Here is a 13,940-nt window from a genome sequence, read left to right as displayed (position 1 = left end):
CTTGGTTTTGTATAATTAAAAGATTAATCTTAAGGATTTATATTTTGACATCAATTATCTTGGCTACTTTTCTTGTCGTGCTAGCTATCGGGCTTATTTATGTTATTACGCATGAAATGCACGACAAAGACTACTAATTTTTTATAAGCTCTTCTATGCTATCTTTTATATTTTTGGGTGTTAGGTTCGAGACCTCGCTTACAAATTTTCCATTTTTATCAAGCAGATATAAAGATGAACTATGCGCTACAGAGTATTCTAAAGCTGATTTTTCAAGTCTTACTTTTTGATATTTGGCACCATAGTTTTTTGTTACTTTGTCTAGATCGTTTACTACTAATCCGTAAGAGTTTGGATAGAAATATTTAGCATACTCATCAACCGATTCGACAGAGTCTCTGTCTGGATCAAGAGTGATAAATAGCACTACGGTATCGTCTGTCTTAATCTCGTTTAGTGCGTTTGAAACAAGAACTAATGTAGCAGGGCATATATCAGGACAAGTTCCGTATCCAAAATATACTATTTTATTTTTGCCATCAAAGTTTTTTAATGTTACATCCCCATTTATGCTCTTGGCTTTGAAATCATGAGGGTTTTGTTTTAAAAACACGCAGGCTCCGCCAGCAAAAATCATTACAAAAACTACTATAGACCAAAATACTTTCATTTTTATCCTTTATTGTTTTAAATCAAGATCTATAAAAAGCCCGGTTTTCTTACCTTCATCCATGACCTCAAATCGATATCTCATTAGACTTATTACACATGCGCTTAAAACTATGTCAGCCTTGTATTCATTTTCTCTTTTTTCAAGCTTTGCCCTTATTACGCCCATTTCCATATTTACGCCATGAATTTCAAGGCTTGGATCTTTTAAATTTAGCTCATTTAGTCCCTCTATCCACATTGAAACTGGCTGCATCACAAAAGCCGGTCTTGGAGATAGGCTAAAATTTATCTTTTTGCCTTTGAAAGTTACTGGACATGAGAAATTTGTATTCATATCGCACGCTAACGATTCTAAATTTGTTACTACATCCACTATCTCATTTGAATTGTTTTTTGAGGATGAGGAGGAAGTAAAAAAGTATACGCCTCCTGCAATAGCAAACAGTAAAAAGAGAAAAATAATTATATTTTTATTCATAATTAGTGCTTATGTGCTTGTTTCATTACGTGTTTTGCCAGAATATTTGATAAATTTATTGTCATTGAGTTATCAAATTTCAGCGTAGCGTCAACTATTCCTCCATCTTTTATAGGATGGCTTACATTTATTAGCATTAAATGAAGTCCACCAGGTTTTAGGGTTACTTCGGCTCCTGCTGGTATCTCAATATGATCTATCTGGATCATTTTCATCATTCCATCGACACGCTCATGAGTATGTATTTCAGCTACTTGTGAAGCGCTAGATTCTACTCCTACAAGCTTTATTGCTTTGTTTGTATTATTTTTAATATTCATAAAAATGGCGCTATTTTTTACATTTGGTGGAGTTGCTTTGGCATAAGCATTGGAAATTTCGATATCTTTCATATCTGCAAGGCAAAAAGAGCCAACTAGTGATAATGTAAGTAATACTTTTTTAAACATGAATAAACCTTCCATAATAAGCAATTTGGACAAAATTATATCTTAACTAATATTTCTTTCACATTAAAAAACCCTATGTTATAATAACGGCTTTAAAATTTGTTATATAAGGGTTGATTTGAAGGGTCTTTTGATATGCTGTTTCGTTTTTACATCTATGTTTGCGAATGTAGAGATGAAATTTGATAGTTTTGAATATTGGCAGAATAGATTAAAGAATAAAGATCTAAGATATGGCTATTATACTGACAAAACTATGCTAATAATTGTAAATAAGCAACAAAAAGATATGCGAGTATTTTCCTATGAAGCAGGAGAGCTTGTTAAAAAATTCTCTCAAGTTGTGATAACAGGTAAAAATGGCGATAAAATGAGAGAGGGTGATCTAAAAACTCCTGTTGGGGTTTATGACATTACAAAAAGATTTGTGCCAAAAGATCAGTTTTATGGACCTTTGGCGTTTTCTCTTTCTTATCCTAATTTACTTGATAGGGTTGCTCGAAAAACCGGTGGCGGAATTTGGATACACGGCTATCCTATCGATGGTAAGCGAGATAATGATCTTACAACTAGAGGATGCGTTGCTATTAAAAATACTCTTTTATTAGAATTTGGAAGTGTTGTGGATAATCAAGCGGTTGTGCTTATAAGCGAACAAATCGATACCGAATCTACAAATGATGAGATAGCGCTAATTTTTTCCTCTATATTTAAGTGGCAAAACGCATGGCAGAGTAATGATATAAAAGAGTATTTGGAGTTCTATTCAATTGATTTTGTAAGTTACAACGGAGAAAATTTTCAAAAATTTAAGACGACTAAAGAGAGAATTTTTAGTAAAAATGAGAAAAAAGAGATAAAATTTTCTAATTTTAGTGTTACCCCATATCCAAATGTAAAGGATTTAAAGATTTTTAGAGTTATTTTTGACGAAGAATATAGTGCTCCATCTCATAAATTCAAAGGCAAAAAAGAACTCTATGTCAGGCTTGATAGTGGCAAATTTAAAATAATAGCGGAGAATTAATATGCAGGAAAAAAGAGATATAGTGTCAAAACAGATCGAGGATATTTTGAAGGCTAGGAGCGAATTTTTTGCAGAACTTGATCACCAAGTTCCAAAAATTAAAGGTACCGATGTATTTGATTTTAAAAGCGTAGATAGCGCAAATTTAAAGGAAATTTACGCGAAATTTTATGCCTACGATTACAATGTTAGAAAACTTTTGCCTAATGTATATGAGGCATTTGGTGTGAAATTTAATGTCTGAGTTAATACTTAAACGTTCTGCCTATATTCATAACCTGTCTAAAATTTGTGAAAAAGCCGGTGGTAAAGATCGCGTTATTTTGGTTCTTAAAGATAATGCTTATGGGCATGGAGCAAAATTTGTAGCAAAAGAGGCTAGTAAATTTGGAATAAAATTTACAGCTGTTAAAGATGAGCGCGAGGCTAATGAGCTAGATGGCTTTTTTGACCAAATTTTAATACTTTCTCATTTGCCAAATGGAAACGAGAGTGATAAATTTATCTACGGGGTTAATGAACTTTCGAATTTGCAAGCATTTAAAAGCGGCACTAAAATTCATTTAGCCATAGACACTTTGATGCATAGAAATGGCATAATTCTTGATGAGATCGAGGCTGCTTGCAGGATTGCCAAGCAAAAATCACTTAAAATTTTAGGCGCATATACCCATTTTCGTTCAGCCGATGAGTTGAATAGTGATTATTTTGTGCAAAGAGAGAACTTTAAAATCGCAAAAGAAAAAATTCTAAAATTTGGCGGACTTAATCAAGATGATCTGATTTTTCATTCACATAATTCAGCAGGTCTTGAGAGGTTTGGAGAGCTTAAAAACGAGTATGTAAGAGTTGGTATAGCACAATACGGATATGCTCAGTTTGACGATAGCTTGCAGCTTAAGAGAGTAATGGAGCTTTGGGCTAATAGAGTAAGCAGAAGAGAGCTTAAAGCAGGTCAATGCATAGGATATGGGGCTAAATTTTGTGCAAATCAGGATATGATAGTGGCAACTTATGATCTAGGTTATGCGGACGGACTTTTGCGATATAACGGAGAAAGAGAGCTAATCTTGCCAAATGGTAAAAAAATGCTTGGTAAGATGTCTATGGATAGCTTTAGCTGTGAAGACTCTGGAGATAGGATTTGTGTTTTTGAAGATGCGAGAGAATTTGCTAAGTTTTTTAATACTATAGAATATGATATATTAGCTAGACTATCACCAAATTTAAAGAGAAGATGGGTTTAGACATATACGTAATAATATTTTTGTCAAAAGTATTGCAAAACAACAGAAAATTAATTAAATTTTTTAAATTTTAAAGTTAAAATACTATGATTATTTTTAACTTAAGGAATTGAAAATGAGAAAATTTTTAGGTTCAGTATTATGTGCAATCTCTTTAATGGCGATGCCTCAAGATGCAGAGCATACTCCAGAGCAGATAGCAAAAAATATAGAGATTGAAATTTCAGCCCATCTTCCTAAAAAAATAGATGAGCATATAACATTTAAAAACATTAAAGCGTTCGGAAGCAAAATAACATACAGCTACGAGATTCACGATACATCAAGCGTTAAATTTTCTCAGTTTTCATGGCAAAAGATTGACGATATGAAAAAAACATATCACGAAAAAGTGTTAAAATCCGCATGTGAGAAAGAAGACACAAGGGCAATACTAAATACCGGTGTTTTTATGGAGTATAGATACACTCTTGATAATGGTAAATTTTTCTTTCAATTTAGTCTAAGTAAGGATGAGTGCGAGAAATCAGGACTTTAAGAATAATTTAGTAGAGGATTGCTCTACTAAATTATTCTTTTTAGCTCTTCAAGCCTAGCTATGCGATCCTCTGTTCTTGGATGTGTTCTAAATAATGTATTAATCGTATTTTTCACACTTCCAAATGGATTTATTATAAACATATGAGCGCTTTGAGGATCCGCATTTCTCATAGTATAGTTTTTTGCGTAGTTATCAAGCTTTCTTAGTGCACTTGCCAGCCACTCCGGACGCCCTGTAAGTAGTGCTGCGCCTTTATCTGCCTTGTATTCCCTCTCTCTTGATATAGCCATTTGTATTACTGTGGCAGCTATTGGCATAATTATAGCTAATAGCAGCATCAAAATTCCATTTGAGCGACTTTGGTTACTATTGTTTCCACTAAGTGCACCAAATTGGGCAAAATTTGCAAGTATTGCTATAGCTCCTGCAATCACTGCAGCTATTGAGCCTGTTAGTATGTCATAATGCCTAACATGGCAAAGTTCGTGAGCAAGCACTCCTTCTATTTCGTCTTTATTTAATAGATTTAAAAGCCCTTCTGTTACCGCAACGGCTGCATTTTTAGGATTTCTGCCTGTTGCAAAGGCGTTTGGAACCTGCTCTGGTATTATATAAACCTTTGGCATTGGCAGATTGGCTTTTTTTGTTAGGCGACTGACTATTTCAAAAAGCCCTTTTGCATCGTTTTCATGAACTTCAATTGCTTTATAATGTCTTAATACGAGCTTGTCGCTAAAAAAATATGAGAAAAAATTCATCCCAAGTGCGATTAAAAAAGCCATTACCATACCTTCTTGACCGCCAATCATTCCGCCTACGGTTACAAAAAGCAACATCAGCCCTGTCATTAAAAATACGGTTTTAAAAATTTCCATCTTTGATCCCTTTTGCAAAAATAGCCGCATCTACACCCAGTTCATAAAGCTCTTTAATTTCGGCCTGACTCTCTATGATAACGCAAATTTGAGAGTCAAAAAGATAGTTTTGTGCGACTTTGGCGGCCTCTTTGGCAAGCTCTTTTGGCGTGATTATATATTTTGCTCCGCAAGCGTTTGCCATTACGACCTGCACTATATCATCTGTTTTTAAACTAAAATTCGCACCTATTTTAATGGCTCGAGCTATCATAGATTCTTGATAGTAAAATAAATTTTGTCTATCACTTCTTATATCGCTTTCTTTATGACAATAAAATAGCGGTTCATACGGCACAATTGAGTGCCCTATAATTTTCATTTAGGATTCCTTACGCAATCTTTGCATACATATTTTGTATTGCTTAAAATCGCCTCTTTAACCTCTACAAAAGTGCCACATTTACTGCATTCTACGAAGTTTTCTATCTCTTTTACGTCTTTGCTTTTTGTATGCTTTTTTCTACTTTTGAAAAAAACTATATAAATTACAATTAGAACTACTATAAAAACTAAAAATTTAGCCACAATACCCACCTATTAATACATAATTTCTATTTTTAAAATTATAAATTTTTGCATCTATACCTACTATTTCGTCTTTTACTCCACTGCCTTTGTATAGTAAAATTTGTGTCTTTTCATCATAAAAACCTTTACAAATTTTTAAAAGATCCTTTGTTTTCATGAGGGCTCTAGAAGTAATAAGATCAGCTATAAAAGGCGAAGAGAGTTCAATTTTTTCGCTCTTTACGTTTAAATTTTCTAAATTCATCTCAGCCTTTACATAGCTTAAAAATGATGATTTTTTTAAATTTGGCTCAAATAGAGTCCAGCTGCAATCTTTTAAAATAAAGGCTAAAAATATAGCCGGAAATCCTGCTCCGCTACCTACATCTATCGCAGTTTTTGGATAATATTCTAGAAATTCCAAAGGACTTATACTATCATCCACTATTTCACTTATGTTTTTATAATTTGTTAGATTATGCACTCTGTTAAATTTTCTTAAAATTTCGCTAAATTTCTCTACTTTTTCATTAAAATCTGAGGGCTTATCAATTTTCATCAAGCATATGTCCCATTTGCTCTTTTTTTATCTTTAGATACTCCTCGTTAAATTTATTCGCGTGTATTATGATAGGTACGCGTGCTACGACTTCCACGCATTTTAAGCCCATTAGCTTTTGAGGATTATTTGTAAGCAAATTTATCTTGGCTATTCCAAAATCTTTTAGGATAAAATCAACTATCTCATAAGTCCTCTCATCAGCCTTAAATCCCAGCTGGTGATTTGCTTCGATAGTATCAAGCCCCTTGTCTTGCAAATTATATGCGTTTACTTTGTTTAAAAGACCAATATTTCGCCCTTCTTGACGTAGATAGATGACCATGCCAGTATGCTCTTCGATATATTTTAAGCTCGCCTCAAGTTGATCGCGACAATCGCACTTTAGACTTCCTACCGCATCACCTGTTAGACATTCTGAGTGAATTCTTACATTAACTACATCTCCAAAAGGCTTTTTAAATATCGCCAAATGCTCTTTTTCACCTTCTTTAAAAGCTTTTATCTCAAACATCCCGAAACGTGACGGCAAATTTGCCACGTTAGATAACTTTATATTCATAAATTTTTAACTCCTAATATGCTACACTTATAAGTTAGCATTGTATCAAAGTAAAAGGAAAAATATGTTTAAACGCTTTAGAAGACTAAGGATAAACCCTTATATTAGGGATTTGGTACGCGAAAATCAGTTGAGTGTAAATGATTTTATCTATCCTCTTTTTGTAGTTGAAGGAAAAGGGATAAAAAAAGACACAAGTTCGATGCCAGGTGTATTTCAGATGAGTTTGGATGAAATTTTAAAAGAGTGTTCGGAAGTTGTAAATTTAGGCATAAAATCGATTATTTTATTTGGAATCCCAAGCATAAAAGATAGCATAGGAAGCGATGCTTTATCGGATAACGGCATCATAGCAACTTCTCTTAGAGCCATAAAGGATAAATTTCCAAATTTAGTCGTAGTCACTGATCTTTGCTTTTGCGAATATACTGATCACGGACACTGCGGAATTTTAGATCACGTTCATGAAACTATAGATAACGACGCTACACTTGAAATCTCAGCAAAACAAGCGATAATACATGCTAAAAATGGAGCCGATATCATAGCTCCAAGTGGCATGATGGACGGTATCATCACAACTCTTCGCAGTGCGCTTGATGAGAGTGGATTTGAAAATTTGCCTATCATGGCGTACTCGACCAAATTTGCTTCGGCTTACTATGGACCGTTTCGCGATGTAGCCGAGAGCACTCCAAGTTTTGGCGATAGAAGAAGCTATCAAATGGATCCTGCAAATCGTTTGGAAGCTATAAACGAGAGTTTAGAGGATGAGGTGCAGGGCGCTGATATTTTGATGGTAAAACCGGCGCTTGCCTATCTTGATATTATAAGAGAGTTAAGAAATTCGACAATGCTTCCTGTATGCGCTTATAACGTTAGTGGCGAGTATGCACTATTAAAAGCAGGTGCTAAAGCCGGAGTAATTGACTATGATCGTGTGATGATGGAAACTCTTGTAGGATTTAAAAGAGCCGGGGCAAATCTCATCATAAGTTACCATGCGAAGGAAGCGGCTGAAATTTTAAGAAAAGAGAGATAAATGAGACATTTTTTGACACTTAATGATTTTAGCAAGGATGAAATTTTAAATATCATTAAGTTGGCTCGCGAGATAAAAAAAGAGGCTAAGCAAAAAGATTATAAGCCATATCTTAAAGAGCAGACACTAGCCATGATATTTGAAAAAAGCTCCACTAGGACTAGGGTAAGCTTTGAAGTAGGGATGCATCAACTTGGAGGTAAGGCTTTGTTTTTAAGCTCAAATGACCTTCAAATAGGAAGAGGTGAGCCTATAAAGGATACTGCAAGGGTCATAAGCAGAATGGTTGATATGGCTATGCTTAGAGTAAATCGTCACGAGACACTGGAGGAATTTGCCAAATTTAGCCTTGTGCCTGTTATAAACGGACTTAGCGATAAATTTCATCCTGTTCAACTAATGGCTGATTATTTGACAATGCTTGAGTTTGCAAGCGGAGATAAGATAGCTTATGTCGGCGATGGAAACAATATGGCTCACTCTTGGCTGATGCTTACTAGCAAACTAGGACTAGAGCTTCGTATAGCCACTCCAAATGGATATGAGGTCGATGAGCAAATTTTAAAGCAAGCGTTTCAAAATGCAGAAATTTCTGGAGCCAAAATTTATATTACAAATGATATTAAAGAAGCCATGTCAAATGTCGATGTAGTTACGACAGATACGTGGGTTTCAATGGGTCAAGAGGCGGAAAAAGAAAAGCGCTTAAAAGAGTTTGATGGATATTGCGTGGATGAGAATTTGATGAAGTTAGCCAAAAAAGATGCGATTTTCCTTCATTGCCTGCCTGCTTATAGAGGGTATGAAGTAAGCGAGGCGGTATTTGAAGCGCATGCGGATGAAATTTTTGTTGAAGCCGAAAATAGACTACATGCGCAAAAGGGTGTTATGGTCTGGCTTGACAAAAACAAAGGAAATTAATGAGCGAAAAGAAAAATTTGCAAGATACTTATAAAAAAATAGATGAGATAAGCGATGAGCTCGGTATAAAAGATGACGAAAAGACTATTTTTGAAATAGTTCCCACAAGCGATCCAAATCAGATGAGCCTAAGCCTAAAAAGCGGTTCTTGGGGTGGTGTTGAACCCTGGTTTGGGATAGATGAAAATCAAAATTTACATACGATGGTCTCTATAAAATCACTTTCTGAGCTTATATCGGCTTACCGTAGAGTGCAAAAGGAAAATTTCGAGCTTAAGCTTGAAAAGACCATTTGGCAAAATATACCTGTAGATTTCAGCGATGTATGGGTTGTAGCTATGGATGAAATTCGTAAAATTGCGCTTAGAGAGCACGGCAAGAAAAATATAAATGTAAATTTAGAAAATTTAGTAAAAAATATAAAAAAAGAGCATCCTAATTTGTTTATAGAGATGGAGGATTTAATGGAGAGTAGAGGGCATAAGGCAAATGATTGATTTTGATGCATATGTGAAATATTCACGTCCCGGACCAAGGTATACAAGTTATCCTACTGCGCCTGAATTTAGTGCGAAATTTAGCTATGAAGATTATTTAAATGAGCTTAAAAATCGCGATTTCTCACGTCCGCTTTCGATTTACGTCCACTTGCCGTTTTGCAGAAGCGCATGTTATTTTTGTGGCTGTAACGTAATTTATACAAGTAAAGAGGATAAAAAAGAGCGATACATCGAGTATCTTAAAAAAGAGCTTGATATTTTAGCGTCAAATTTAGATACTAAAGCCGAAGTCTTGCAGATGCATTTTGGAGGTGGTACGCCTACTTTTTACAATGCAGAGCAACTTAATAGAATAATCTGTGCCATAAAGGCTAAATTTCCAAATTTTTCAAAGCTTGCAGAAGTTAGCTGTGAGATAGATCCTAGATTTTTAACTGAGGAGCAGCTTGACGTGCTGGTTTCTCATGGATTTAACCGCATTAGCTATGGCGTGCAAGATTTTGATGAGAAAGTGCAGAAAGAAATTCATCGTATTCAACCCTACGATATCACTAAAAATGCCGTAGATATGGCGCGTGCAAAAGGCATAAATTCAATTAACATGGATTTGATTTACGGGCTTCCTTATCAGAGTTTGGAGAGTTTTAAAGAGACTTTAAATAAGGCTTTGACGCTTAGTCCAGACCGTCTTGCAGTATTTAATTATGCGCATGTTCCATGGATTAAAAAATCTATGCGTAAATTTGATGAGGCTACACTTCCAAGTCCAAAGGTAAAGCTTGAAATTTTAAAATATACGGCTGAATTTTTTGTAAATAACGGCTATAAAATGATCGGTATGGATCACTTTGCAAAGCCAAATGACGAGCTTTTTACAGCTCTTGCAAATGGAACTTTGCATAGAAATTTCCAAGGCTATACGACTAAGGGTGGAGCCGATCTGATAGGAATAGGGGTTACAAGCATAGGCGAAGGAAGACGTCATTACGCGCAAAATCATAAGGATATGGACGAGTATGAAAAAGCGCTTGATGAAGGTATTTTGCCATATGTAAAGGGAATTTATCTAAGCGATGATGATCTACTTAGAAAGGCTGTAATAATGAGCCTGATGAGTAATTTTGCTCTTGATATTAAAGCTATAGAATCCGAATTTAATGTAAATTTCTTTGAGTATTTTAAAGATGATTTGGCAGAGCTTGATAACCTTAGTGAATTTGTATCTGTAGCTCCTGAAAAAATAACCGTAAATGAAACAGGAACGCTTATAATTCGTAACATAGCCATGTGTTTTGATGCCTATTTAAAGAAAATTCCTGAAAATTTAAGACGTTTTTCAAAGACCGTATGATGTATAAGTTTAGTGAAATTGCAGATAAGTGCGTAAAGTGCGGCAAGTGTATTCAAGTATGCACAATACACAATATAAATAGTGATGAGGTTACATCTCCGCGCGGATTTTTGGATCTGCTTGGAGCTTATGAAAGAGGTGAGCTGGAGCTTGATAGAAACGCTAAAAATATCTTTGAAAGCTGCTTTTTGTGCACAAATTGCGTTGATGTCTGCCCAAATTCGCTTAGGGTAGATACCGCTATAGAAAATGTGCGCAGAAATTTGGCGCAGAAATTTGGCATAGCTTGGTACAAAAAGATGTTTTTCTGGCTGCTTAGACATCGCTTTATCATGGATGTTTGCGCTAGACTTGGTTATGTGTTTCAAAGTTGTGCGTTTAAGATAAAAGAAAACACCATGACGCCGCGTTTTAGCCTTCCTATGGTAAAAAAAGAGAGACTTTTCCCTACCGCTTCAAATAAGAGCTTTTTAAACTCGCATCCTGAATTTATAGATAACGGCGGAGAAAAAACGATAGGAATTTTTATCGGTTGTATGGGGAATTACGCTTATACAAGTATCGGCGAGAGTTTGTTAAAGATAGCTCGCGAGCTAAAACTAAATGTAAATTTGATGAAAAAGCAAGCCTGTTGCGGTGCGCCTGCATATTTTACGGGTGATTTTGATACGGTTGAGGTGCTTGCAAAAAGAAATATTGAGTATTTTGAGAGTTTAAGTGATAAGCTCGATGCTATAATTATCCCAGAAGCAACTTGTTCTGCGATGGTGAAAGTTGATTACGAGCATTTTTTCCATAATGATGAGCATTGGAGAGATAGGGCTAAAAAAATTAGCGAAAAAATTTTTCTAGCTACAGAATATCTTGAAAAATATACAAATTTGGCTGAAATTTTAGCCACTAAAGGAAAAAAACTAGAGTCAATTACCTATCATGACGCCTGTCACGCAAGAAAAATGCAAGGAGTTTATAAAGAGCCCCGTAAACTTTTGGCGCAAAATTACGATATGGTAGAAATGAGTGATCCAAATGAGTGTTGTGGGTTTGGCGGAGTAACAATGCAAGCTGAAAAATATCATCTAAGTCGTTCAGCGGGACAGAGGAAGGCCGCAATGGTTGATGCTGTGAATGTAAAATTTGTAAGCGCTGAATGTAGTGCATGCAAGATGCAAATTTCAAATGCGCTTCACATACATGGATCAAATGTAAAATTTGAAAATCCTATAGATTTGATAGCTGCAAATTTGTAGGATTTGAGACCAAGTTAAAATTTAATTATTGTAGATGATTACAATAATATATTAATTTTTGTTTTTTTATTGTATAATGATTAGCTATTCAAGAAAAAGAATTTTTATGAAAGGATTTTATCATGAAAAACATAGTTGTTGTTAGCATGCTGGCTGCTACTAGTATATTGTTCGCACAAGATATGTCTTATAGAATATATATGAGTACTGTTAGTGAAGCTATGGGTGAGAAGCAGATAAATCGAGCTTTAGAAAAGGTAAGAAGTGAAATTTCAAGCGACTCTAGGCTTAATGCTGATATTTATGTAGTAAAGGGCTATAAAGTTTTGTATGTAGATACTACACCTGTTTCAAAAAAAGAAGCTAGTGAGATATTTGCTCAAATTAAGAAAATTCCTGGCTATGAAGGTTCTTTAATGAGAAAAAGAGTTACAAAAGAAAGTGATTCTTTAATTGTTAAACATACACCAGATGGTTTTGTGTCAGAAACTGTAGAAAAATTAGAAGTTAAAACTGGCAAAGATGATTTTGTTCCCATAAATATGCTAGAAAAAAAATTAAAATTGGATATTATTGAATATGATGACAACATAAGTAATTCAATAGAAAAAAAAGAACCAAATATTGTTACTGACGGATCTATAACTTTAAGTCAGGTTATAAAAACTATTTTAGAGGAGAATCCTGGTTTTAAAGAGACAGAATTTGCTTATATGAAAGTTGGTAAAGATCTTAAAATCGCAAATAATGCCTATTATCCAACTCTTGATTTTCATGGAACTTATGGTTACGTGAAAGACAAAACTGACGATGGGATAAATGCTCAAACAGGCAAAGGTAATAAAGCTACGGCTGGATTAACTTTTGTAGAAAATATATATAATGGTGGTGCAGATAAAAATAGAATAATATCTCAAAATCATAGACTGAATGCTGCTGCCTATAGTGTGGTACAAAAAGCTGATAGGCTTTCTTTGCAAGTTATTAGTGCATATCTTGAGGTAATTAGAAATAAAGAATTGCTTAATATTTCTAAAGCAAATGTAAAAACTCACGAAGAAATTTATGAACAGATAAAAGATAGAACAGATTCCGGTTTTGCTAGAAGTTCGGAGGAGAGGCAAGCTGGTTCTCGCTTGACACTTGCTCAAGCTAATTTAGTAGCTCAAGAGAATAATTATTACGATTCATTAAGTACATTTGAAAAGCTTTATGGTAAAAGAGTTGAGGCAGAAAATTTAACTATACCTAGTTTTGATATGTCACTCCCAGTAGCTGAATATATTGTATATGAAAAGGCTATGAGATGTAACCCTACTCTTCTTTTGGAAATGTCTAATATAAAGATGAATGAGTCTGTGGTAAATGAAAAGAAAGCTCCTTTTAGACCTAGACTTGATTTTGAAGCATCTGCTTCTTATGAGAAAAATGGTGTATTTTATGATGATTATAAAAAAGAGCAGTATGATGTATTGTTAAGATTAAGATACAACATTTTCAATAAAAATATTGATAAATTAGAACAAGAAAAAAGCAAGTTAGCTGTTACAGAGTCGATGCATAGTATGGAAAACGTAAAAAGGGATCTTTCTGAGAGCCTAAAATTCTCATGGCAGACATATATTTTAAATGAAAAGAAGATTGAATATCTTGAAAGGCATGTTGAATATTCTAAGGATACTCTTGATTCTTATAGAGATGAATTTAGAATAGGTAGAAGAGATCTAATAAATTTACTTGATGCAGAGAGCGAGTATAATAATGCTCTTACAGAGATAATAAATACTAAAAATGCTCTTTTATATTCTAAATATAGACTTCTTGATAATATGGGTATGTTAACTGATAGCTTTGAACCAGGTTTTTCCAAGAAGTATATTCAAGGCGCTTGCAGTATAGATAGCGACCTTAAATAAG

Annotated in this window: 18 protein-coding genes; 10 read left to right on the top strand and 8 right to left on the bottom strand. The window is 34.4% G+C overall.

What is annotated here, in order from left to right; genetic code table 11:
• Positions 1–133: 133 nt before the first annotated feature.
• From CDOMC_RS07775 to CDOMC_RS07765, 3 genes are all read right to left on the bottom strand, one after another.
• Positions 134–670, bottom strand: a complete 537-nt coding sequence (locus CDOMC_RS07775) for an SCO family protein (protein ID WP_172129130.1) — start codon at positions 668–670, stop codon at positions 134–136.
• A gap of 9 nt (positions 671–679) precedes the next feature.
• Complete coding sequence (locus tag CDOMC_RS07770) at positions 680–1,045, bottom strand: hypothetical protein (protein WP_172129128.1); 366 nt, start codon at positions 1,043–1,045, stop codon at positions 680–682.
• A 107-nt stretch (positions 1,046–1,152) separates the two neighbouring features.
• Complete coding sequence (locus CDOMC_RS07765) at positions 1,153–1,599, bottom strand: copper chaperone PCu(A)C (protein WP_172129126.1); 447 nt, start codon at positions 1,597–1,599, stop codon at positions 1,153–1,155.
• 118 nt (positions 1,600–1,717) lie between these two features.
• Here CDOMC_RS07765 and CDOMC_RS07760 point away from each other — a divergent pair, with 118 nt between their 5' ends.
• From CDOMC_RS07760 to CDOMC_RS07745, 4 genes are all read left to right on the top strand, one after another.
• A complete protein-coding gene (locus tag CDOMC_RS07760) occupies positions 1,718–2,626 on the top strand; it encodes a L,D-transpeptidase family protein (RefSeq protein WP_172129124.1) in 909 nt (302 codons plus the stop codon).
• A gap of 1 nt (position 2,627) precedes the next feature.
• Complete coding sequence (cmeU, locus tag CDOMC_RS07755; protein ID WP_172129122.1) at positions 2,628–2,870, top strand: CmeU family protein; 243 nt, start codon at positions 2,628–2,630, stop codon at positions 2,868–2,870.
• Positions 2,863–3,873, top strand: a complete 1,011-nt coding sequence (locus CDOMC_RS07750) for an alanine racemase (RefSeq protein ID WP_172129120.1) — start codon at positions 2,863–2,865, stop codon at positions 3,871–3,873. Before cmeU ends, CDOMC_RS07750 begins: the two co-directional genes overlap by 8 nt.
• Positions 3,874–3,988: 115 nt before the next feature.
• Positions 3,989–4,411, top strand: a complete 423-nt coding sequence (locus CDOMC_RS07745) for a hypothetical protein (protein WP_172129119.1) — start codon at positions 3,989–3,991, stop codon at positions 4,409–4,411.
• A gap of 26 nt (positions 4,412–4,437) precedes the next feature.
• Here the strand turns inward: CDOMC_RS07745 and htpX are convergent, their stop codons facing one another.
• The 5 genes from htpX to ribA are packed head-to-tail and all read right to left on the bottom strand — an operon-like array spanning position 4,438 to position 6,959.
• Positions 4,438–5,289: a zinc metalloprotease HtpX gene (gene htpX, locus CDOMC_RS07740; RefSeq protein ID WP_172129118.1), complete on the bottom strand. Its 852-nt coding sequence runs from the start codon at positions 5,287–5,289 to the stop codon at positions 4,438–4,440.
• On the bottom strand, positions 5,276–5,650 hold the full coding sequence (locus tag CDOMC_RS07735) for a hypothetical protein (RefSeq protein WP_172129117.1): 375 nt from the start codon (positions 5,648–5,650) through the stop codon (positions 5,276–5,278). Before CDOMC_RS07735 ends, htpX begins: the two co-directional genes overlap by 14 nt.
• Positions 5,647–5,856: a PP0621 family protein gene (locus CDOMC_RS07730; protein ID WP_172129116.1), complete on the bottom strand. Its 210-nt coding sequence runs from the start codon at positions 5,854–5,856 to the stop codon at positions 5,647–5,649. Before CDOMC_RS07730 ends, CDOMC_RS07735 begins: the two co-directional genes overlap by 4 nt.
• Positions 5,849–6,397: a 16S rRNA (guanine(527)-N(7))-methyltransferase RsmG gene (rsmG, locus tag CDOMC_RS07725; protein ID WP_172129115.1), complete on the bottom strand. Its 549-nt coding sequence runs from the start codon at positions 6,395–6,397 to the stop codon at positions 5,849–5,851. The genes CDOMC_RS07730 and rsmG overlap by 8 nt, the downstream gene beginning before the upstream one ends.
• Entirely contained in the window at positions 6,387–6,959 is a 573-nt protein-coding gene (gene ribA / locus CDOMC_RS07720; protein ID WP_172129114.1) for a GTP cyclohydrolase II, read from the bottom strand. Before ribA ends, rsmG begins: the two co-directional genes overlap by 11 nt.
• 64 nt (positions 6,960–7,023) lie before the next feature.
• On the opposite strand from ribA, the gene hemB reads away from it, so the two are divergent.
• The 6 genes from hemB to CDOMC_RS07690 all read left to right on the top strand — a co-directional run bounded on the left by hemB (position 7,024) and on the right by CDOMC_RS07690 (position 13,939).
• On the top strand, positions 7,024–8,001 hold the full coding sequence (hemB, locus tag CDOMC_RS07715) for a porphobilinogen synthase (RefSeq protein ID WP_172129113.1): 978 nt from the start codon (positions 7,024–7,026) through the stop codon (positions 7,999–8,001).
• Positions 8,002–8,922, top strand: coding sequence for an ornithine carbamoyltransferase (gene argF, locus CDOMC_RS07710; protein WP_172129111.1), 921 nt, complete (start codon positions 8,002–8,004; stop codon positions 8,920–8,922).
• On the top strand, positions 8,922–9,419 hold the full coding sequence (locus CDOMC_RS07705; RefSeq protein ID WP_169974428.1) for a DUF2603 domain-containing protein: 498 nt from the start codon (positions 8,922–8,924) through the stop codon (positions 9,417–9,419). Before argF ends, CDOMC_RS07705 begins: the two co-directional genes overlap by 1 nt.
• On the top strand, positions 9,412–10,773 hold the full coding sequence (gene hemN / locus CDOMC_RS07700) for an oxygen-independent coproporphyrinogen III oxidase (protein WP_172129109.1): 1,362 nt from the start codon (positions 9,412–9,414) through the stop codon (positions 10,771–10,773). The genes CDOMC_RS07705 and hemN overlap by 8 nt, the downstream gene beginning before the upstream one ends.
• On the top strand, positions 10,773–12,023 hold the full coding sequence (locus CDOMC_RS07695; RefSeq protein WP_172129107.1) for a (Fe-S)-binding protein: 1,251 nt from the start codon (positions 10,773–10,775) through the stop codon (positions 12,021–12,023). The genes hemN and CDOMC_RS07695 overlap by 1 nt, the downstream gene beginning before the upstream one ends.
• A gap of 122 nt (positions 12,024–12,145) precedes the next feature.
• Positions 12,146–13,939, top strand: a complete 1,794-nt coding sequence (locus CDOMC_RS07690; protein WP_172129105.1) for a TolC family protein — start codon at positions 12,146–12,148, stop codon at positions 13,937–13,939.
• The last annotated feature ends 1 nt before the right edge of the window (position 13,940 follow it).

It is taken from the genome of Campylobacter sp. RM16192, assembly GCF_004803855.2.
Taxonomy (GTDB): domain Bacteria; phylum Campylobacterota; class Campylobacteria; order Campylobacterales; family Campylobacteraceae; genus Campylobacter_A.
Note: the sequence above shows the minus strand (reverse complement) of the source record. Positions and strands in the feature narration are given on the sequence as shown.

Coding starts and splice junctions, on each gene's coding strand:
- CDOMC_RS07690 (WP_172129105.1), top strand. CDS start 12,146: ATGAAAAACATAGTTGTTGTTAGCATGCTGGCTGCTACTAGTATATTG.
- cmeU (WP_172129122.1), top strand. CDS start 2,628: ATGCAGGAAAAAAGAGATATAGTGTCAAAACAGATCGAGGATATTTTG.
- CDOMC_RS07705 (WP_169974428.1), top strand. CDS start 8,922: ATGAGCGAAAAGAAAAATTTGCAAGATACTTATAAAAAAATAGATGAG.
- ribA (WP_172129114.1), bottom strand. CDS start 6,959: ATGAATATAAAGTTATCTAACGTGGCAAATTTGCCGTCACGTTTCGGG.
- CDOMC_RS07695 (WP_172129107.1), top strand. CDS start 10,773: ATGTATAAGTTTAGTGAAATTGCAGATAAGTGCGTAAAGTGCGGCAAG.
- CDOMC_RS07745 (WP_172129119.1), top strand. CDS start 3,989: ATGAGAAAATTTTTAGGTTCAGTATTATGTGCAATCTCTTTAATGGCG.
- argF (WP_172129111.1), top strand. CDS start 8,002: ATGAGACATTTTTTGACACTTAATGATTTTAGCAAGGATGAAATTTTA.
- CDOMC_RS07775 (WP_172129130.1), bottom strand. CDS start 670: ATGAAAGTATTTTGGTCTATAGTAGTTTTTGTAATGATTTTTGCTGGC.
- CDOMC_RS07735 (WP_172129117.1), bottom strand. CDS start 5,650: ATGAAAATTATAGGGCACTCAATTGTGCCGTATGAACCGCTATTTTAT.
- CDOMC_RS07765 (WP_172129126.1), bottom strand. CDS start 1,599: ATGTTTAAAAAAGTATTACTTACATTATCACTAGTTGGCTCTTTTTGC.
- hemB (WP_172129113.1), top strand. CDS start 7,024: ATGTTTAAACGCTTTAGAAGACTAAGGATAAACCCTTATATTAGGGAT.
- hemN (WP_172129109.1), top strand. CDS start 9,412: ATGATTGATTTTGATGCATATGTGAAATATTCACGTCCCGGACCAAGG.
- rsmG (WP_172129115.1), bottom strand. CDS start 6,397: ATGAAAATTGATAAGCCCTCAGATTTTAATGAAAAAGTAGAGAAATTT.
- htpX (WP_172129118.1), bottom strand. CDS start 5,289: ATGGAAATTTTTAAAACCGTATTTTTAATGACAGGGCTGATGTTGCTT.
- CDOMC_RS07750 (WP_172129120.1), top strand. CDS start 2,863: ATGTCTGAGTTAATACTTAAACGTTCTGCCTATATTCATAACCTGTCT.